This window comes from Paraburkholderia tropica, assembly GCF_014171495.1.
GTDB lineage: Bacteria > Pseudomonadota > Gammaproteobacteria > Burkholderiales > Burkholderiaceae > Paraburkholderia > Paraburkholderia tropica.
This window is the reverse complement of the sequence record NZ_CP049135.1, coordinates 552130-572820: the sequence shown is the minus strand read 5'-3', so window position 1 is coordinate 572820 and position 20691 is coordinate 552130. Positions and strand designations below refer to the sequence as shown.

17 protein-coding genes are annotated in these 20691 nt (G+C 64.4%); 11 read left to right on the top strand and 6 right to left on the bottom strand.

Going from position 1 to position 20691, the window contains the following annotated elements:
• Positions 1-167 precede the first annotated feature (167 nt).
• On the top strand, positions 168-1199 hold the full coding sequence (locus tag G5S35_RS17325) for an aldo/keto reductase (RefSeq protein WP_183039269.1): 1032 nt from the start codon (positions 168-170) through the stop codon (positions 1197-1199).
• Between the two features lie 70 nt (positions 1200-1269).
• Here G5S35_RS17325 and G5S35_RS17320 read toward each other — a convergent pair whose 3' ends face one another.
• The 3 genes from G5S35_RS17320 to G5S35_RS17310 all read right to left on the bottom strand — a co-directional run bounded on the left by G5S35_RS17320 (position 1270) and on the right by G5S35_RS17310 (position 4650).
• Entirely contained in the window at positions 1270-1446 is a 177-nt protein-coding gene (locus G5S35_RS17320; RefSeq protein WP_156773948.1) for a hypothetical protein, read from the bottom strand.
• Between the two features lie 616 nt (positions 1447-2062).
• A complete protein-coding gene (locus G5S35_RS17315) occupies positions 2063-2764 on the bottom strand; it encodes a carbonic anhydrase (RefSeq protein WP_065065926.1) in 702 nt (233 codons plus the stop codon).
• Between the two features lie 641 nt (positions 2765-3405).
• Positions 3406-4650 carry an MFS transporter gene (locus tag G5S35_RS17310; protein WP_183039268.1) on the bottom strand — a complete coding sequence of 415 codons (1245 nt, stop codon included), beginning with the start codon at positions 4648-4650 and terminating at the stop codon, positions 3406-3408.
• 124 nt (positions 4651-4774) lie between these two features.
• Between G5S35_RS17310 and G5S35_RS17305 the strand changes: the two genes are divergently transcribed.
• On the top strand, positions 4775-5656 hold the full coding sequence (locus G5S35_RS17305) for a LysR substrate-binding domain-containing protein (protein WP_065065924.1): 882 nt from the start codon (positions 4775-4777) through the stop codon (positions 5654-5656).
• 651 nt (positions 5657-6307) lie between these two features.
• Positions 6308-6691, top strand: coding sequence for a BON domain-containing protein (locus G5S35_RS17300; RefSeq protein ID WP_065065923.1), 384 nt, complete (start codon positions 6308-6310; stop codon positions 6689-6691).
• 133 nt (positions 6692-6824) lie between these two features.
• Here the strand turns inward: G5S35_RS17300 and G5S35_RS17295 are convergent, their stop codons facing one another.
• Complete coding sequence (locus G5S35_RS17295) at positions 6825-7778, bottom strand: LysR family transcriptional regulator (protein ID WP_065065922.1); 954 nt, start codon at positions 7776-7778, stop codon at positions 6825-6827.
• Positions 7779-7883: 105 nt separating this feature from the next.
• Here G5S35_RS17295 and G5S35_RS17290 point away from each other — a divergent pair, with 105 nt between their 5' ends.
• The 3 genes from G5S35_RS17290 to mmsB all read left to right on the top strand — a co-directional run bounded on the left by G5S35_RS17290 (position 7884) and on the right by mmsB (position 11741).
• The gene (locus tag G5S35_RS17290) at positions 7884-9206 is read left to right on the top strand and encodes an MFS transporter (protein ID WP_176081187.1); all 1323 of its coding nucleotides are present in this window, start codon (positions 7884-7886) and stop codon (positions 9204-9206) included.
• A gap of 81 nt (positions 9207-9287) precedes the next feature.
• Positions 9288-10814, top strand: coding sequence for a CoA-acylating methylmalonate-semialdehyde dehydrogenase (locus tag G5S35_RS17285; protein ID WP_183039267.1), 1527 nt, complete (start codon positions 9288-9290; stop codon positions 10812-10814).
• 27 nt (positions 10815-10841) lie between these two features.
• On the top strand, positions 10842-11741 hold the full coding sequence (gene mmsB, locus G5S35_RS17280) for a 3-hydroxyisobutyrate dehydrogenase (RefSeq protein WP_183039266.1): 900 nt from the start codon (positions 10842-10844) through the stop codon (positions 11739-11741).
• Positions 11742-11810: 69 nt separating this feature from the next.
• Here the strand turns inward: mmsB and G5S35_RS17275 are convergent, their stop codons facing one another.
• On the bottom strand, positions 11811-12896 hold the full coding sequence (locus G5S35_RS17275) for a phytoene/squalene synthase family protein (protein ID WP_124261241.1): 1086 nt from the start codon (positions 12894-12896) through the stop codon (positions 11811-11813).
• Between the two features lie 545 nt (positions 12897-13441).
• Between G5S35_RS17275 and G5S35_RS17270 the strand changes: the two genes are divergently transcribed.
• Both G5S35_RS17270 and bamA read left to right on the top strand, forming a co-directional pair.
• Positions 13442-13840, top strand: a complete 399-nt coding sequence (locus G5S35_RS17270) for a hypothetical protein (RefSeq protein WP_065065970.1) — start codon at positions 13442-13444, stop codon at positions 13838-13840.
• A gap of 179 nt (positions 13841-14019) precedes the next feature.
• Positions 14020-16266, top strand: a complete 2247-nt coding sequence (bamA, locus tag G5S35_RS17265; protein WP_231957823.1) for an outer membrane protein assembly factor BamA — start codon at positions 14020-14022, stop codon at positions 16264-16266.
• Between the two features lie 7 nt (positions 16267-16273).
• Here the strand turns inward: bamA and G5S35_RS17260 are convergent, their stop codons facing one another.
• Positions 16274-17224, bottom strand: coding sequence for a LysR substrate-binding domain-containing protein (locus tag G5S35_RS17260; protein WP_183039265.1), 951 nt, complete (start codon positions 17222-17224; stop codon positions 16274-16276).
• Positions 17225-17359: 135 nt separating this feature from the next.
• Here G5S35_RS17260 and G5S35_RS17255 point away from each other — a divergent pair, with 135 nt between their 5' ends.
• From G5S35_RS17255 to G5S35_RS17245, 3 genes are all read left to right on the top strand, one after another.
• Entirely contained in the window at positions 17360-18535 is a 1176-nt protein-coding gene (locus G5S35_RS17255; RefSeq protein WP_065065918.1) for a M20 aminoacylase family protein, read from the top strand.
• An 82-nt stretch (positions 18536-18617) separates the two neighbouring features.
• Positions 18618-19943 (top strand): MFS transporter, encoded by a 1326-nt coding sequence (locus tag G5S35_RS17250; protein WP_183039264.1) that lies wholly within the window; start codon positions 18618-18620, stop codon positions 19941-19943.
• A 143-nt stretch (positions 19944-20086) separates the two neighbouring features.
• Entirely contained in the window at positions 20087-20428 is a 342-nt protein-coding gene (locus G5S35_RS17245) for a hypothetical protein (protein ID WP_183039263.1), read from the top strand.
• The last annotated feature ends 263 nt before the right edge of the window (positions 20429-20691 follow it).

Sequence of the window (20691 nt, the reverse complement as noted above, 5' to 3'; positions counted from 1 at the left end):
GATCGGAAACGCACGTTCTCGCTCGATTCGCGCGCGGTTTCCGAAAGGAAAGAAAGCGCAACTGTACAGCGCCGCGGCCGATTCCGCTGGCGCGGCAAATAAGTGATGACGCGCGTACACTCGTTGACCGGTTGTTTCGTCAGTCACTCACTCGTGGAGGATCGGAAATGGAAACCCGTTTTCTGGGCGCATCAGGATTCAAGGTGCCGGTGCTGAGTTTCGGCACGGGCACGTTCGGCGGCAAAGGCGAATTCTTCGAAGCGTGGGGCGCGACCGACGTGGCCGAAGCGCGCCGCCTCATCGACATCTGTCTCGAAGCGGGCGTGAACATGTTCGACAGCGCCGACATCTACTCGAACGGCGCGTCGGAGTCGGTGCTCGGCGAGGCGCTCAAGGGTCGGCGCGACAAGGTCATCATCTCGACCAAGGCGACCTTCCGTTTCGACGACGGCGCCAATAGCGTCGGCTCCTCGCGCATTCATTTGCGGCGTGCCGTCGACGCCGCGCTCAAGCGTCTGCAAACCGATTACATTGACCTGTTCCAGTTGCACGGCTTCGACGCGAAAACGCCCGCCGAAGAGGTGCTCTCGACGCTCGACGATCTGGTGCGCGCGGGCAAGATTCTCTACACGGGCGTGTCGAACTTCTCGGGCTGGCACCTGATGAAGTCGCTCGCGGTGGCCGACCGCTACGGCTATCCGCGCTATGTCGCCAATCAGACCTATTACTCGCTGATCGGCCGCGACTATGAATGGGAACTGATGCCGCTCGGGCTCGATCAGGGCGTGGGCGCGGTCGTGTGGAGTCCGCTCGGCTGGGGACGTCTGACCGGCAAGATTCGCCGCGGCCAGCCGCTGCCGCAGACGAGCCGTCTGCACAAGACCGCCGATCAGGGGCCGCCGGTGCCCGACGAGACCCTGTTTCGCGTGCTCGACGCCATCGACGAGATCGCCCAGGAAACCGGCAAGACCGTGCCGCAGATCGCGCTGAACTGGCTATTGCAGCGTCCGACCGTGGCGACCGTGCTGATCGGCGCGCGCGACGAGGCGCAGTTGCGTCAGAACCTCGGTGCGGTCGGCTGGAACCTCACGGCCGAACAGGTCGCGAAGCTCGACGCCGCGAGCAAGGTGCGGCCGGTTTATCCCTACTGGCATCAGGAAGGGTTCGCGGAGCGCAACCCGGCGCCGGTCGAGTGGTGAGCCGCTAGCGCCGATGTCGCCGATTTCGCCGATGTCGGGGCGAGCGATGCGCGGCGCTGGCCGCGCAGACTCAGTTCGCGACGGAGGCGCGCAGGATTTCGGCCGCGCCGAGATGGATCGCCAGCGCGAAGAAGTCACGCTCGGCGATGTTCGCCGAGCGGGCGATGGCGAGCGCGCGGTCGTGGTCCTGCGGATGCAGCAGCAGTTTGACTTCGATCTTCGCGGGCGGCTTGAGGCTGGACTCCATGGCATTGCTCCTTCGGTAACCGGGCGCTTCGCCCGTGTGGGTGCTTGAGCCCATTACCGGCCGCCAGTGCGCGAACGCGCGCGGGCCGTCGTCCGGGGCGAAAGCCTCGGCGGTCGAACGGCGCTTGACGTGGAGTGGGCCTGGAACGCCGCGCGCATCGGATGGACGCGGCGGCGCGATGCGCGTGCCGGTGCTAGCGTGGCGCGCCCAGTCGCCGGGGTACGGCGACGAAATCGACAACGGGGGAGACGCTGAAACGGACTGCGGAACGGCTATCGACACTGCCAACGCAGCTGCGGATGGAACCGGTGTCAGACAAAGACGAGTACGGCAAGGAAGCGAACTGCATAGCTGGCAACCTCCGGAATTATTTTTTTCGTGCGACAGGGCGCCGCATCTGGTACGGGGCAGAGTATAGCCATCTCTTTACCTGGGGTAAACCCCTAGGTGTTACACCCTAGTCAAAAAATTGTTTCAGGATTTGAGGTAATCAAACATTGTGGTGTCCAGACGCCAACGCCGGACGGCGCACTGAGGCGCGGTCCGGCGTTGGCGGGAACAGCGGGGAGACGGGCGGCGCCGGCTCCGAGAGCCGGGCCGCGTCAGACAGGCGGATTTAGCCCGTGGTGTCTTTGCGCAGACGCGAACGCGCCTCGCCGAGCGACTCGAAGCGGCCGTGGGTGTCGTCGAACACCGAAATCGTGCCGTGACCGATGTCGTAGACCCAGCCTTGCAGTTCGAGCTGGCCTTGCGCCACGCGGGCCGCGACGGCCGGGTGCGTGCGCAGATGGGTGAGTTGCAGTCGCACGTTTTCCTCGACCAGCGCCTGCACGACCTGGTTTTCGTCGAGACCGCGCGTCTGCACGACGCTGCGCGCCGCTTCGGCGTTGCGCAGCCAGGCCTGGACGGTCGGCATGCCGGCGGTGGCTTCGGCGCCCTGGGCGAGGCCCTTCATCGCGCCGCAGTCGGTATGGCCGCACAGCACGATCTGGCGCACGTTCAGCGCGAGCACGGCGAATTCCACCACGGCGGACACGCCGCCGAGCATTTCGCCGTAGGCCGGAACGATGTTGCCGATGTTGCGGCAGACGAACAGCTCGCCGGGACGCACCTGCGTGATCATTTCCGGCGACACGCGCGAGTCGGCGCAGGTGATGAAGAGCGTGTGCGGCGCCTGGCTGTGCGCGAGGCTGCGGAACAGCTCCTTGTTGCCGGGGAACACGTTATGACTGAACTCGTCCACGCCGTCGAGCAGGTGCAGCAGATCGCAGCCGCACGATTCGGAGTGGTCGTCGTGCGAGTGAGTGTTGTCTGGCATGGGAGTTTCTCTCTTTATCATGAATCGACACAATCGAATGGCAACAGCGGGAGTTTACGCCGAGGCTACGCGTTTCGGATCGGAAACCTGCCGTCCGACCGTGCGTTTTCCCCCGTTTTCTCCATTTCCTGCGTTTCGTTTTCCGTTTCCGATCGGCAACCGGCTGAGCCGGCTATCGCCTGGCGCGGCCTTGTGGGGGCGAACGCGCTTCGGACTGGCGCTGGAGATTCGACGCGCATTTTCTCACGCCCCGCGCGCCTGCGTGGCGCTGCGAGCGATCGGTCTTGCGGGTCGGCCCGGCGGCCCGTGTTGCCACTCGACCGGTCAGCGGGTCGGTGAACGCCGGCGCGGTGGCTGTTCGACTAGCCGTCCGACGCTGGCGGGGCAGCATTGTACGCGACCCGGCTGCTTACGAGGATGTAGGTTTGCGAAAGGAGAGTGAAGGGCGGCGGTGCGAGCGCGAGGTGGCGGGGAACTGGGCGCGCCGCAAGTGCGTATCTCGCTCGGCGTGGCCACGCGGATTTGCCAGCCGTTGAGTCGAGCGGTTCGCGGTGATCGCGTTCGCCCGTTCGCCCGTTCGCTCGCGCAAGCGAAGGCCGGCATCGTCCGCCGATCCGAACGGCGCGAACCTCAACCTCCGCTCAGGATTCCAGCGCGGCGCGCGTGGCGCGGGGGCGGCGGCTCGGCATGAAGTACCAGACGGCAGCCAGAGCCTGAATGGCGATGAGCGCGGTCCAGACGGCCTGATGAGCGGCGACCGGATAGTGGCCGTCCACGGCGGTCCAGTGTCCGAGCGCGGCGCCGATCGCGATCTGCGTCACGAAGATGCCGACGAAAATCACAAGCGTGAACGTGGTGTTGACGCGCCCGATCATCCGCGAAGGGAAGTATTCGGCGAGCACCGCGTAGGTGAGGATGCCGGTGCCGCCGAGCGCGCCGTAGGCCGCCCAGAGCACGGGCGCGGGCAGCGGCACGCGCGCCGCGAGCAGCGCCTGCACGACCACGAAGAGCAGCATCGTCGCGCCGGAAAAGTGCGCGACGCTCACGCCGCGCCGTTCGAAGCTGCGCGCCAGCGCGCCGAAACCGATATTGCCGACGATAAACGCCGCGCCCAGCACGGAGATCAGCGACGCGGCGCGGCTCGCCACGTCGGCGGTCCCGGCCGGCACGACGTCGCGCAGGAAGGCGCCGACCCAGAGCGACTGCATCGCGTAGAACACCGTCTGCGTGAGCGCCGAAAACGACGCTGTCTTCCAGAACGCGTGGCTGCGCAGGATGTGCGCGGTGCCTTTGAACTGTTCGAGCACGCTCGCCTGATGGTGAGTGTCGCGCGTGCGCGGGCCGCCGATCCAGATGATGGCGGCGATGGCGGCCGTGAACACCGCGAGCCCGACGCTCACCGCGCGCCACGGCGCGAACGCGAGCAGCCAGGAGAGCGGCGCGCCCACCGCGACGCCGCCCAGTCCGCCCACCGCCATCACGAGGCCGTTGACGAGCGTCAGTTGCGCCACGGGGAAATGTTGCGCGGTCGCCTTGAACGCGCCGCCGAGGCAGACCGAAACGCCCACGCCCACGAGCAGTCGCCCGAACATCATCGCGCCCATGCTGTGCGAAAGGCCGAAGACGAGCGCGCCCGTCGCCGCGATCAGCATGACGCAAGCGGTCACGCGGCGCGGGCCGAAGTGGTCGAGCAGCACGCCCGCGGGAATCTGCGCGCCCGCGAAGCCGAGAAAGTACAGGCTCGTGAGCGTGCCGAGATCGGTCGCGGTGAAGCCCATTTCGTGCGTCAGGAACGGTGCGAAGCCCAGGTTGACGCCGCGAAACAGATAGGAAACGAAGTAGCCGAGCGCGAAAACGGCGAAAACGCGCAATCTGAGAGCGGTCATGAGACGGACGGGCGCGTAGACGGGGCGAACGCGGATTGAATGGCTGGGTCACGATTATTGGCGAAAAGCCGGGCGCGAGGCCAGCGAGAGATTTCAGACGCGATTGTGAGTAGAATTTGACGTCATGTCCCGATCGCTCCCTCCCTTGCAGGCCCTGCGCGCGCTAGAAGCGGCGGCGCGGCGGCGCAGTTTCAGCCGCGCCGCGGAAGAGTTGCATTTGACGCACAGCGCCGTGAGTCACCATCTGCGCGGGCTCGAAGCCGAACTCGGCGTCGAGCTGTTCCGGCGCGCCGGCGGCCAGATGATCCCGACCGCCGCAGGCGCGCAACTGGCCGACCGCGTGCGCCGCAGTCTCGACGACCTGCGCGACGCGCTCGACGCCACACGTCCCGGCGTGAGCGGCGTCACGCGCCTCGAACTGAGCGTGATGGCCGATTTCGCATCGGTCTGGCTGATTCCGCGTCTGGGCGACTTCTACGATCGCCATCCCGACGTCGATCTGTCGATGCGCATGCACGCCGACGTCACGCCGCCCGATCCCTATCCGTTCGATATCGGCATCTGGCATCGCCGCGTCGACGAGCCGGGTTTCCAGATCCGCAAACTGCTCGACGACCAGGTCGTGGCCGTGTGCAGTCCTTCGCTGCTCGCGCGCTACCCCGATTTCCGCATCGAGGATCTGCCGGGCATGCCGCTGCTGCGCTTCGCGCGCCGGTCGTGGCGCGACTTCTTCGAGGCGGCCGGCGTGACGGGCTCGGAACCCGAGCGCGGCCCCGTCTTCGACGACGCGGGTTTGCTGCTGCAAGCCACGGTGGCGGGGCAGGGCGCGGCCACCGCCCGGTTGCAACTCGCGCGCGATTTCATCGAGCGCGGCGAACTGGTGCAACTCGGGCAGGTGCGCATTCCCGCTTCGCTCGACTATTACTTCACCTGGCGCGAAGGCCACCCACGCGACGCCGCGATCCAGCAGTTCTATCGCTGGATCAAGTCGCAGCTCGCGCGCTGAATACGCGGGTTTTCGTCTGCGAATCAATGCGGGTAAAACCTGTGTCGATCGCGTCAACGCCAGGCGAATCCCATACGTTGTTTGCGATTATGGCCGTCAATAGCGTGGCAATAGCGTGGCAATCGGCTGGCACTCGTGTGGAAATGACGAAGCAATGCACGCACCAAAAGCGCACCATGGCGCGCGCCAATGCAGCATCGAATAGTGAGCAATAGCGGGCAATAAAGGTCGAAAAGAAACATGCGTGTGCACGATTCAATGCGCATGCACATTTCAGGCGCATTGTGCGCAATGCTGGTCATGCATGTTTCGCGGGCCGTATTGCCGCGGCATTGAAAACGCGTGAATACGATTGAATGGCATTCCTTTGAATGCGCATTGTCCTGGCGTTGTCCTGACATTCGGGACCGCCTGCCAGAGCGGATTGCAAGGGCATGTCGATTCGTCTGTGGAAATGAAGTCACAGATTAGCCACAGACGGGCAGCGCGCCGACGGTTTCGCATCAAAGTTGAAATAAATGGAGTATCGTTACTTCCCGATGCGATTGCCGCAGTCACACCTGCCGCAATGACTGCGTCTGATTCGAAGTGAAAGCGTAGTGCACGGCCCTCGCGGGCTATCAAAAAACTGTGACAACAGGAGAAAATTGCATGAAGGCTATTCAGGCGTTCAAACTGGCGGCAGGCACGATGCTCGTCGCCGCTTCGCTCCACGTGTACGCGCAGGACGCCGCCAGCGCGCCCGCCGCTGCACCGACCGACGCAGCCAAGGCTCAGCTGAAGGATTCGAAGGCGCAGTACAAGACGGCCAAGGCCGCGAACCGTGCGCTGTCGCGCAAGGTGCGCTCGGCACTCGCGAAGGCCAAGGACATCAGCGTGGCCAACATCACCGTGCGCGCTCGCGACGGCGCCGTGATCCTGCAAGGCACCGTGCCGGAGCAACCGCAGATCGACCGCGCCACGGAAGTGGCCAAGGGCGTGGCCGGCGTGACGTCGGTGAAGAACGCGCTGACGATCCGTCCGGTCGGGACCTGATCCGCTGCACGTGAACGGAATGCATCGCGCGCGTGGGGCGCGGGATGCAGTCCGCTTCAGCTTCGAAACCGCACATGCTATTCGCGAACCGAATTGCATGTGCGGTTTTTCTATGGGCGCGCGCCTCGTGATTTCAGGCTTCGACGTAATGCATGTCGGGCGATTGCCCCATCAGCAAAGGCTGATTCGCATCGGCGGCGGCGCGCAGATAATCCCAGAGCGACGTGATGCGCCGCAGCTTGCGCAACTCCTCGCGGCTGCATAGCCAGAAACGCCGCGTCACCACGATTTCGTCGGGCAGGATCGAGACCAGACGCGGATCGGGCTCCGCCATGAAGCACGGCAGGATCGCCAGCGCGCTGCCTTGCACGGCGGCGTGATATTGCGCGATCACGCTGGTGCTGCACAGATTCGCCTTGACGTTCGGCGCCGTGCGTTCGAGATAGAGCAACTCGTGGCTGAAGGCGAGATCGGCGACATAGCTGATGAACGCATGATGGCGCAGGTCGGCGGCACTGCGAATCGGTGCATGCCGCGCGAGATAGTCAGGTGTCCCATATAAACGCAGGCAGTAGTCGCTGAGCTTCGTGTACACGTACTGGCCGCGTTCCGGGCGCTCGAGCATGATGGCGAGATCGGCCTCGCGTTTCGACAGACTCACGAAATGTGGCACCGGCAGCAAATCGATCGACATGTCGGGATGCTGACCCGTGAAGCGCGCGAGTTGCGGCGCGAGAAAAAAGCAGCCGAAGCCTTCGGTCGATCCCACCCGAACGTGCCCTGAAAGCGATTGCGCGCCCAGCGCGAATTGCTCGCTCGCCGATTGCACCGTGGTTTCCACCGCGTCCGCGTAGGCGAGCAGGCGCTGGCCCTCGGCGGTCAGCACGAAACCGCCCGCGCGCGACTTGTCGAACAACACCGTGCCGAGCGCGGCTTCCAGCTCGCGCACGCGCCGCGCCACGGTGGTGTGATCGACGCCCAGGCGCTTCGCCGCGCCGCTCGCGCGCTGCGTGCGCGCCACTTCGAGGAAGTAGCGCAAATCGTCCCAGTTCAATGTCTCCATCTGTCCCGTTGTGTTTTTTTGCATATCGGATGGGCTTTTTCATCTCTATGTCGTGGATATTCGAATAACTATACTCGTTTGCAGGTCGCTGAAAAGACGGCCGCACACAATATGGATGGAGACAAAACGATGCACATGCAGTCCACCCCGGATGGGGCGGCAGTGGCCGTTCCCGTTCCAGAACAAAAACGCAGGGCGCGCGATTATCTGATCGCCGGCTGGGCCAGCATGGCCGGCACCACCATCGAGTGGTACGACTTCTTCCTCTACGGCACCGCCGCCGCACTCGTCTTCAATAAGGTTTTCTTTCCCACGCTCGATCCGATCCTCGGCACGCTCGCGGCCTTCGCGACGTATGGCGTGGGCTTCATCGGCCGGCCGATGGGCGGCATCGTGTTCGGCCATTTCGGCGACCGTATCGGCCGCAAGTCGATGCTGCTCGCCACGCTGCTGCTGATGGGCATTCCCAGCATGGCGATCGGCCTGATTCCCTCGTATCAGAGCATCGGTTACTGGGCCGCCGTGCTGCTCGTCGCCATGCGATTCCTCCAGGGTATGGCGGTGGGCGGCGAATGGGGCGGCGCGGTCCTGATGGCCGTCGAACACGCGCCGCCGGGACGCAAGGGCTTCTTCGGTTCGCTGCCGCAAACGGGCGTCGGATTCGGCCTGATTCTTTCGTCGATTGCGATGGCGGCCGTCACCGCGCTGCCCGAAGCCGATCTGCTCTCGTGGGGCTGGCGCATTCCGTTTCTGGCGAGCATTGCGCTGGTGCTGATCGGCTGGGTGATCCGCGTGCGCGTGCCCGAATCGCCCGATTTCGAACGCGTGAAAAAAGAGCGCGCGCCCGTGAATGCGCCTGTGCTCGAAGTGATGCGACGCCAGCCGCGCGAGCTGCTCCTGATCATCGGCGCGCGCACGGCGGAGAACACGTGGTTCTATCTGGTGGTGGCGTTTGCGCTTGCCTATGCCGCGAATCAGCTCAAGATTCCCAAGGCGCAGATCCTGCACGCGATCACGGCGGGTGCCGTGCTCTCGCTGGCGACGATGCCGTTCTGCGGCTGGCTCAGCGATCGCATTGGCCAGAAGCGTCTCTTTCTTGCGGGCCTCGTCGTGATGGCGGCGTTCGCCGCGCCGTTCTTCGCGATGCTCGAAACGCTGCATCCGCTGACCGTGTGGTGGGCGATGGTGCTCGGCGTCGGCGTGGTGTTTCCGATTCTCTATGCGCCCGAATCGCAATTGTTTGCCGCGCAGTTTCCGGCGGAAATCCGCTATAGCGGCATCTCGGTGTCGGTGCAGGTGGCCGGGGTGCTCGGCGGCGGCGTCGCGCCGATGATCGCGACCGCGCTGCTCGCCTGGGGCGGCGGCAATCCGCACTACGTAGTGGCGTATATGGTGGCGCTGGGCGTGATTGCGTTTCTGTGCACGCTGGCCATGCGCTCGCATCACGATTGATCGATATTTCGTATTCCTGTTCATCTGGTTAATCAGGTAGTCACGACCGGATCCGTTTATTCTTTTCGCAGAGAGTGCATCATGAACGCAGTCACCCAGGATTCCAACGCGCAGGTCTCGACCGTCAAGCTGCTGATCGACGGCGAGTTCGTCGAATCGACCAGCCAGGAATGGCGCGACATCGTCAATCCGGCCACGCAGGAGGTGCTGGCGCGCGTGCCGTTCGCGACCGTCGCGGAAGTCGATGCCGCAGTCAGGAGCGCGCAGGCTGCATTCGCCGAATGGAAGAACACGTCGATCGGCGCGCGTCTGCGCATCATGCTCAAATTGCAGGCGCTGATTCGCGAGAACATGTCGCGCATTGCGAAGACACTCACGGCCGAGCAGGGTAAGACGCTGCCCGATGCCGAAGGCGATATCTTCCGCGGCCTCGAAGTGGTCGAGCACGCCTGTTCGATCGGCACGCTGCAGCAAGGCGGTTTTGCCGAGAACGTGGCGGGCGGCGTGGACACCTACACGCTGCAGCAGCCGATTGGCGTGTGCGCGGGCATCACGCCGTTCAATTTCCCCGCCATGATTCCGCTGTGGATGTTCCCGATGGCGATCGTGTGCGGCAACACCTTCGTGCTCAAGCCGTCCGAGCAGGACCCGCTCTCGACCATGCAGCTCGTCGAACTCGCGCTCGAAGCGGGCATTCCGAAGGGCGTGCTCAACGTCGTGCACGGCGGCAAGGAAGTGGTCGACGCGATCTGCTCGCATCCGCTCGTGAAGGCGATTTCGTTCGTCGGCTCCACGGCGGTGGGCACGCATGTATATCGCCTCGGCAGCGAGCACGGCAAGCGCGTGCAATCGATGATGGGCGCGAAGAATCACGCCGTCGTGCTGCCCGATGCGAATCGCGAACAGACGCTCAACGCGCTGGCGGGCGCGGCGTTCGGCGCGGCGGGCCAGCGCTGCATGGCGACGTCCGTCGTGGTGCTGGTGGGCGCGGCGCAGCAGTGGGTGCCCGAGCTCGTCGAGAAGGCCAAAACGCTCAAGGTGAACGCGGGCCACGAGCCGAAGACCGACGTCGGCCCGGTGGTCTCGCGTGCCGCGAAACAGCGCATTCTCGGTCTGATCGAAGCGGGCGTGAAGCAGGGCGCGACGCTCGCGCTCGACGGCCGCGACGTGAAGGTGTCCGGCTACGAAAACGGCAACTTCGTCGGCCCGACGATCTTCACGGACGTAAAGACCGACATGGACATCTACACCCAGGAAATTTTCGGGCCGGTGCTGGTCGTGCTCACGGCGAATACGCTCGACGAGGCGATCGCGCTCGTCAACGCGAATCCGTTCGGCAACGGCGTGGGCCTGTTCACGCAGAGCGGCGCGGCGGCGCGTAAATTCCAGAGCGAAATCGACATCGGCCAGGTCGGCATCAACATTCCGATTCCGGTGCCGGTGCCGTATTTCAGCTTCACGGGTTCGCGCGGTTCGAAGCTCGGCGATCTCGGTCCGTACGGCAAGCAGGTCGTGCAGTTCTACACGCAGACGAAAACCGTCACCGCGCGCTGGTTCGACGACGCGACCGTCAACGACGGCGTGAACACCACGATCAGCCTGCGCTAAACGCGAACGACCAAGGGGGAGATGCTCATGAAAATCGGTTTCATCGGGCTGGGCCATATGGGCGCGCCGATGGCGCTCAATCTGATCAAGGCGGGCCACGCGTTGAGCGTGTTCGACCTCAGCGCCGACGCCATGCGCACGCTCGCCGACGCGGGCGCGACGCTGGCGGGCTCGCCCAAAGCGGCCGCCACGGGCGCGGAGTGGGTCATCACCATGCTGCCGGCCGCCGCGCACGTGCGAGCGGTGCTGAGCGGCGAGGACGGCGTGCTGGCGGGCGTTTCGAAGGGCGTGACGATCATCGATTCGAGCACGATCGATCCGGCCAGCGCGAAGGCCTTCGCGGCGCTCGCGCAATCGAACGGCAACCGCTTCGCCGATGCGCCGGTGTCGGGCGGCACGGGCGGCGCGGTGGCGGGCACACTGACCTTCATGGTGGGCGGCACGGCCGAGCTGTATGAAAGCGTGAAGCCGGTGCTCTCCGGCATGGGCAAGAACATCGTCCATTGCGGCGAGACCGGCACGGGGCAGGTCGCGAAGCTCTGCAACAACCTCGTGCTCGGCGTGACGATGGCGGGCGTGGCGGAAGCGATGGCGCTCGGCGAGGCGCTCGGCATCGACGCGAAAGTGCTGGGCGGCATCATGAACACGTCGACGGGACGCTGCTGGAGTTCCGACACGTACAACCCGTTCCCGGGCGTGATCGAGACCGCGCCCTCGTCACGCGGTTATACGGGCGGCTTCGGCACCGATCTGATGCTCAAGGATCTGGGTCTCGCCACCGATGCCGCGAAGCAGGCGCGTCAGCCCGCGTACATGGGCGCGCTCGCGCAGCAGCTTTATCAGGCGATGAGCAGTCATGGCGACGGCAAGCTCGACTTCTCGGCGATCATCAAGCTGTATCGTCACGAAGGCGGCGAGAAGGGCTGATCGCTTCAGCCCGGACTGAAAACGGCGCGTGCCTCGATGGGCTCGCGCCGTTTTTGCATCGGCAGCGTGTTAATGCGCTTCGATCGCTTTCATGCGCGACTCGATGCGCTTGAGCAGGCGCTTGAACCACGCATCGAGCAGCGCATTCGACGGCGCGGCGAGCGTCGAGCACGCCAGAATGCGATAGACGTCGTTGCGCGTGAGCTTGGACGGACGCGCAGGATCGAGCCAGTCCTCGTTATCGACGAGACGTTCGAGCGTTTCGAGGCCGATCAGGATCGGCCACAGGCACGCGAGGCGCAGACGCAGCGACAGGCGCGGCAGCGCGAACGTGTAGTCGATGGCCGCGCGGAAATGATCGAGCGCGATGCGCACGAGGCCGAACATCAGCGGACGCGCGCGGGCCGAGGTGCCCGGCTGCATCAGGTCGGCGGGCGAGAGCGCCGCTTGCGCGAGCATCGTGGCGGGCAGATAGCAGCGGCCGATACGCAGATCCTTGCCGCAATCGCGCAGCACGTTCACCATCTGCAGCGCCTTGCCGAAGCGCACGCCGCGCCGGTACATGGTGTCGCGCAGTGCCGGATCGAGCGCGCCGGGCAGGTGCATATAGGTCATCTTCGTCCAGAACTCGCCCACGCAGCCCGCCACCAGATACGTATAGCGGTCGAGTTCGTCCCACGTGCCGAGCGCGGCGACCTGGCCCGAGCGCTCGTCGGGGAAGGTGCGCAGATCGAATTCCATGCCTTCCGTGAGCGTCGTGACGATCTCGCGCACGGCCGCGCGGTCCGCCTTGTCGAGCTGGCCGAGCACGTCGAGCGCGCCGTCGAGCGATTCGAGCAGCAGCTTTTCGTCCGATTGCGTCTGCTGACCGGCGACTTCGCCGGCGATGCGCTTGAGCGCGTCGTCGGACTGATCGCCGGCCACGCCGCCGGCGTTGCCGTTGACGCGCTCGCGGAAGGCCAGCAGCAGCGCGAGGCGCTGGGCCGGCGGGATCAGCGAGGTGTCGGCGATGGTGTCGGCGGCGCGCGCGAGCAGGTACGCTTCGCCCACCGGATCGCGCATGCCCACGGGCAACACGCGCAGCGTGAGGTAGAACGAGCGGGAAACGCCTTTGAGCAACGGCCCGAGCAGGTAGGCCCGGTTAGAATTCTGCATGTCGGTTGGGGCTGGTGAGACTGGACGAGGCTGAATAACGGCAGCCGCATTGTAGCGTGGACGGGGACGGACCGACCCGGCGCCGCCCGCCCCCGCAATCCGGCTCGCCGCGACGAGCGCTTGCGCGCGCGCTCGCTCCGGGGTCAATTCATCGCGCGATACGGCCGCATCCGCAAACACGCGGCAGCGGCGCTGCTCGACATCCACCCTTCCCGTTGCGTGTTTTGTATGCGCCGAATCGCGTGCCTCGTTGATCTCCTGTTCAGCTTCTTGTCGGCTTATCGACAGTCGCGGTAATCGTTTTGGTTACGGCGTATTTTCCGCCTCTCTCGCCCCATTTCGCGCGACGTAATTTGAAAGGACTACGTTTTGCGCCGTCAAATACGGGCTCGGCGTGCAATGCGGCCCGCATGGTCGAGACGTAAATCGCCCATCTCTTACGCGGCAATATTGATGAAAGTAATACGCGTAACGCTAAGGGTAATGGCATCGCGGCGCCATCTCTCTACACTCCGCCGATGGTTTTCGTCACGGAGGCGCCGTCTATGTCCACGTCCACGTCACTTGCCATCGACTCGCTGCGCGGTTTCGAACTGACCGCGGATGGCCAGTATCTGATGGTGAACAGTAATCAGCCGGACAGCGTTGCCGTGCACTGTTCGGTCATGCATGAATTGCTGGCCGCGCTTTCCAACGCGATCGGCCGTTCTGAGCGCATTCGCCACAAGAGTGCGAGCGTCAAATTCACCATGCCCTGCGAGGCATGGGAGATCGGCCGCGAGTCGGGCGCCGTGCAGCATCTGGTGGTGAGTTTCCGCCTGCCCGGCGGCGCGGAGCTGTCGTTTCGCCTGCATCCGTCGCAAGCCGCGCACATGACTGAAGTGCTGTCGCTCGCGACCGGTCTCGCCAAGCCGCTGCGGCCCGCTTCGATGCGCGTGCAATAGCGCATGGCGGCCGTGCGCTGGCCGCTTCGTCACGTGGCCGCGGCTCCCGCCGCAGCCGTCCTTCTTGCCGCGCGCGCAACGCGGCGTTCCCGTTGGCCTTACTCTCGACCTCCCGCATGACGGTTTCATCTACCACGCGCTACACCCGCGCGCTGACCTTCGCTGGCCTCGGCCTGAGCATGGCGGCCACCGCACACGCCGCGGATCCTTTCGTGGTCCAGGACATTCGCATCGACGGCCTGCAGCGTATCGAACCGGGCACCGTGTTCGCCTATCTGCCGATCAAGCAGGGCGACACTTTCTCCGACGACAAGGCCTCCGACGCGATCCGCGCACTCTACGCAACGGGCTTCTTCAGCGACGTGCGCATTTCCACCGAAGGGCGCACGGTCGTCGTGCAGGTGCAGGAACGCGCGGCGATCGGCACGATCGACTTCGCGGGCATTCACGAATTCGACAAGGACAATCTGACCAAGGCGCTCAGCGCAGTGGGACTCTCGCCGGGCCGCAGCTACGACAAGGCGCTCGTCGATCGCGCGGAGCAGGAGCTCAAGCGCCAGTACCTCACGCGCGGCTATTACGCCGCCGAGGTGACGACGACCGTGACGCCGATCGACCGCAATCGCGTCGCGCTGCTGTTCTCGGTGATCGAAGGCCCGAGCGCGAAGATCCGCCAGGTGAACTTCATCGGCAACAATGCGTTCAGCGAAAGCACCTTGCGCGACGAGATGCAGTTGTCCACGCCGAACTGGTTTTCCTGGTACACGAAGAACGATCTGTACTCGAAGGACAAGCTCACGGGCGACCTGGAAAACGTGCGCTCGTACTATCTGGACCGCGGCTATCTGGAGTTCAATATCGACTCCACGCAGGTCTCGCTGTCGCCCGACAAGAAGGACATGTATCTGACGATCTCGATACATGAGGGCGAGCCGTACACGATTTCGAGCGTGAAGCTCGCGGGTAATCTGCTCAATCGCGAAGCCGAACTCACCAAGCTCATCGGCGTGAAGAAGGGCCAGCGTTTTTCGGCGCAGAAGCTCAAGGACACGACCAAGGCGCTCGTCGATCATCTCGGCGAATACGGTTACGCGTTCGCGACCGTCAATGCCGAACCGCAGATCGATCAGCAGCATCACACCGTCGCGCTGACGCTGCAGGTCGATCCGAGCCGCCGCGTGTATGTGCGTCACGTGAACATCACGGGCAATACGCGTACGCGCGACGAAGTGATTCGCCGCGAAATGCGCCAGCTCGAAAGCGCGTGGTTCGATTCGAATCGCCTCGCGCTTTCGAAGGACCGCGTGAATCGTCTGGGTTACTTCACCAACGTCGACGTGACGACCGTCCCCGTGGAAGGCACGCAGGATCAGGTCGACGTGGACGTGAACGTGACCGAGAAGCCTACCGGCACGCTTTCGCTGGGCGTGGGTTACGGCTCGGGCGAAGGCCCGATCATTTCGGCGGGCGTTTCGCAGGACAACGTGTTCGGTTCGGGCAATACGCTTTCGCTGAACGTGAATACGGCGAGCACGTACCGCACGCTGTCGGTCACGCAGATCGATCCGTATTTCACGGTCGACGGCATCAAGCGTATTACCGACGTCTATTACCGCACGACCGAACCGCTTTATTATTCGAGCACCAACGACACGAGCTTCCGTATCGTTTCGTATGGCGCGGACATGAAATTCGGCATTCCGTTTTCCGAAACCGACATGGTGTATTTCGGTCTCGGTATCGAACAGGATCGTCTGGATATCGACTCGGAAACGCCGCAGACGTATAAGGATTACGTCGCCGATTTCGGCCGCGTGTCGAACATCATTCCGTTGACGGTGGGCTGGTCGCGCGACAATCGTGACAGCGCGCTGGTGCCGAGCCGCGGCTACTTTGCGCAGGCCAATGCCGAATACGGCACGCCTGCCGGCCTGCAGTACTACAAGGCCGACGCGCAGATGCAGTATTACTACTCGTTCGCACGCGGCTTCGTGCTGGGCCTGAACTTCCAGGGCGGCTACGGCAACGGCATTGGCGGCGCGTACCCGATCTTCAAGAACTACTACGCGGGCGGTATCGGTTCGGTGCGTGGCTACGAGTCGGGCTCGCTCGGCCCGCGCGACTCCAGCACGGGCGATCCGATCGGCGGCTCGAAGATGGTGGTCGGCAATATCGAACTCACGTTCCCGCTGCCGGGCACGGGCTACGACCGCACGCTGCGCGTCTTCACGTTCCTCGACGGCGGTAACGTCTGGGGTTCGGAGGGCAACAGCACCGGCGCGAACGGCCTGCGTTACAGCTACGGTGCGGGTCTGGAATGGATTTCGCCGATCGGGCCGCTCAAGCTCGACATCGGCTTCCCGATCGTCAAGCATGCGGGCGACCAGTATCAGAAGTTCCAGTTCCAGATCGGTACGTCGTTCTAAGCGGCGCTCAGATCAGCAACTCGATCGAGTGATACAGGCGGCGCCGCTCCGGGTCCTGCGAGGCTTCCCCGGAGCGGATCGCCGTCTTGAGGCAATCGAGAAAGCATTCCGCGGCGGCCGAGAGCGGCACGCCGCGACGCGCGACCACGCTCACCACGGTGCGGTCCACTTCTTCCTGTAGCGACAGCGCGCGCAGATTCTCGCGCGCGACGCGCGTCTCCACCAGCGGCCACGGAAAAATGCTGGCCATGTCGGTGTGCATGATCAGCCCCATCGCGACGATGAACGAATGCGCGAGGTGCACCGTGCGCGGCAGCGGCAGACCGTGGCGGCGAAACACGTCGTCGGCGATCATTTCCTTGCTGGCCGGATCCCAGTTGAGCAACCATTCGCAATCCTGAAGATCGCGCAATGAATGCGTTTCTTCCAGCGGATGACCCTTGCGCACGACCACGGCCGATTCGGTGGCGAAGATCGGCGTCTGCGTGAATTCCGTATGCAGCGAAGCCGGCCCGGGCTTGCCGAGCGAGAAGTCGAGTGAGCCGTCGCGCAGACGCGGCATCACGATATTGAGCAGCCCCTCGTAGAACTCCAGGTGCATGTCGGGCATGCGCGCGCGAAACAGCGTGACTGCGTCGGGCAGAAACGAGAGCGCGAGCCACGGCGTCACGCCAATCGCGAGCTTGCCGCCGCCGCGGCCGCGCCGCGCGTCGAGTTCGTCCTGGGCGCGCGACAGCTGGTGCACGATCGCGCGGGCGTGCACGAGCAGCGCCTGGCCCGCCTCGGTGAAGGCGATGCCGCTCGCGTTGCGCGTCACCAGCGCGATCTGCTGCTCGGCTTCGAGTTCGCGCACGGCCTTGGTGGCCGCGGCGGGCGAAATGCCGAGCGCACGCGCGGCCGCGCGGATGCTGCCGGTATCGGCCATGGCGACGAGCGCCCGGAACTGATGGAACTTCATGAGGGAAAACCCGAGTGCATACCTCTGGTTGGCGGGCCAACCATTGTAGGGCTGTCGGCGAAAAAGCGGCGTCATTATCCTGAGTCTCGAACCGTACCGAACCGTACCGAACCGTATCGATGCAGGAGACTCCGGATGAACACGATGGCGATCCCGCCCGAAATTGCCGCGATCGAAGCTGAAATGATCGCGCTGCGCCACGCCATTCACGCGCACCCCGAACTCGGCTACGAGGAGTTCGTGACGGGCGACCTGGTCGCGCAGCGGCTCGCCGAGTGGGGCTATGAGGTCCATCGCGGGCTGGGCGGCACGGGCGTGGTGGGCACGCTCAAGGCGGGCGACGGCACGCGCCGTCTGGGCCTGCGCGCCGACATGGACGCGCTGCCGATACACGAAGCCACGGGGCTCGATTACGCGAGCCGCATTCCGGGCAAGATGCACGCGTGCGGTCACGACGGCCACACCGCGATGCTGCTTGCGGCGGCCAGACATCTCGCGCAGTCGCGCAGTTTCAATGGCACGCTTCATCTGATCTTTCAACCGGCCGAGGAAGGCCTCGGTGGCGCGAAGCGCATGCTCGACGAAGGACTCTTCGAGCGCTTTCCGTGCGACGCCGTGTTCGCGATGCACAACATGCCGGGCTTTCCGACTGGCAAGCTGGGCTTTCGCGCGGGGCCGTTCATGGCGTCTTCGGATACCGTCGTGATCGACATCGACGGGCGCGGCGGCCACGGCGCGGTGCCGCATAAGGCCATCGATCCGGTGGTGGTGTGCGCGAACGTCGTGCTTGCGCTGCAGACCATCGTGTCGCGCAACGTGCCGCCGCTCGAGATGGCGATCGTCACGGTCGGCGCGATACATGCGGGCGACGCGCCCAACGTGATTCCGCAGACCGCGCAGATGAAACTCTCGGTGCGCGCGCTGCGTCCCGACGTGCGCGATCTGCTGGAGGAGCGCATTACCGCGCTCGTGCATGCGCAGGCGAGCGTGTATGGCGCGACGGCGCGCATCGATTATCAGCGTCGCTATCCGGTGCTCGTGAACGAGCCGGCCATGACTGCATTCGCGCAGGACGTGGCGCGCGACTGGCTCGGCGAAGGCGGTCTGATTCACGACATGGACCCGCTCACGGGTAGCGAGGATTTTGCGTTTCTGCTCGAACACTGCGCTGGCAGCTACCTGATCATTGGTAACGGCGACGGGGAGGGCGGCTGCATGGTTCACAACCCCGGCTACGATTTCAACGACGACTGCCTCGCGACGGGTGCGGCGTATTGGGTGAAATTGACCGAACGTTTCTTGCAGCCGTGATTACGAATAATTGATTCGGATAGCGAACGATTCAGCATTCGAGTGTGCCACGCGCTCGGGTCGAGACAGAAGGAGACACACGATGAACGCCACTTCGCTGCACAGCGACTCCGGTGCGCCGCCGCATGCGCATTCTCGCGCCACGCGTGCGAAGGCTATTGCCGCGATCACGCTTGGCAACGGCCTCGAGTTTTTCGACTTCACGGTGTACAGCTTTTTCGCCTCGACCATCGGCGCTCTGTATTTTCCGGTGCACGGCGCGTTGAATCAATTGATGCTGGCCGTCGGCAGTTTCGGCGTGGGTTTCATCGTGCGTCCGCTGGGTGGCGTCTTCATCGGTGCGTTTGCCGATCGCGCGGGCCGTAAAGCAGCGATGACGCTTACGCTCTGGCTGATGGCGCTCGGCTCGGCGCTCATCGCCTCCGCGCCCACGTATGCGCAGATCGGGCTGCTCGCGCCCGCGCTTATCTTGCTCGCGCGTCTGATTCAGGGCTTTGCGGTGGGCGGCGAAGTGGGCGCGTCCACCTCGCTCCTGCTCGAATACGCCGACGACCGCACACGTGGCTTCTACGGCAGCTGGCAGTTCGTGAGTCAGGGGCTCAACGCCGTATGCGGCGCGCTGATCGGCGTCGCGCTTTCGACAGCACTCACGCCTTCGGCACTCGAAAGCTGGGGCTGGCGCGTGCCGTTCGTGCTTGGCATGCTGGTCGCGCCGGTGGGCGTGTATATTCGCCGCCATCTCGACGAAACCCTCGTTCACGCGCAACCCGCAGAAAGCACCGCCGCCGAGGACATCGCGCGTCCGTTGCGCGAGATTTTCACGCGCCATCGCGTGGCGCTCGTCGCGGGCGTGGTCACGACGATAGGCGGTACGGCGGCCAACTACATCGTGTTGTTCTACATGTCGACGTACGCGATCCGGATTCTCGGCCTGCCGGTTTCAGTCGGCATGAGCGCCGCGCTCGTGGCCGCGCTCGTGACGGCGGTCTGCTCGCCGTTCGCGGGCTGGCTCTCCGACCGGGTGGGGCGCAAGTGGGTCTTCGGCGTCTCGCGCGTGCTGCTGATCGCCGCGATCTATCCCGCGTTCATGCTGATCCACGCGATGCCGACCGTCGGCATGGTGCTGGCCGTTGTGGCCGTGCTGGGCGCACTCGTCGCGTTCACGGCTGTGCCGAATATCGTCATGCTGCCCGAGTTGTTTCCGCAATCGATTCGCGTGACGGGCATGTCGATCGTGTACTGCGTGGGTGTGTCGATATTTGGTGGCTTTGCGCAATTCTTCGCAACGTGGCTCATCAAACTGCTCGGCAATCCGCTTGCGCCCGCGTGGTATCTGATTGGCTGCGGGGCGGTTTCGTTGCTGGCATTGCCGTTGATTCGCGAACCGGCGGGCCGTCCGCTCGATTGACATGCGCCCGTATTGCCGTGCGCTATGCGCTTTTGGCGCACGTTGCCCCTTTTTTAACGCGTTTTTTGCGCGCGTCTTTCTAGAATCGAGCCATGTTCAACAGCACGCGCGCCGCGCAATCCGGCGGCGCGCGACCGCACGACATGGCATCGCTCCTTCCGCATTGTCTCGCTTTAACTTCGTCACATAAACCGAAGGCGCGCGGCGCACGCTTTGATGCCTCGTACGCGACGCAGCGCGCCGCGCGCGTGCAGATGATCGTACGCGTCGCACCACCCGATGCGCAACTCGCGCGCCGGCTGCTGCACGGCATGCTCGGCGATGCACTGGGCGTGCATACCATCGACATCGACCGGCGCAGCGAACTCGCCTGTCTGCATGTCGCGCTCGAACGCAGCCGCGTGCCGGATGCCATGGCTCTGCTGATCCGTACGTTGCCAGGCGCGGAATTCGGCGCAATCAGGCAATTGGAGCGCGATCGTTGAAACGCATTGCAACGCATTGAAGCGTTTGCTGAGTCGTTACTTGAATCGCACATGTTTGCAATCCCCCGATTTCATTTCCGTCGATGTAATGCAGTTGGCGATTATTTCGCCATGCGTAGCAAACTCACGAGAATGGCAAACATCAACGTGCCCCTACGGGAAACGCAGTAATATCTGCTCCGAGCTTCAAGGCGGCGCAGCACGTCCGGCAAAACCGGACTCGCCTCGGGTTCGTCGGTCCAGCGTAGATCGTCGACAACGGA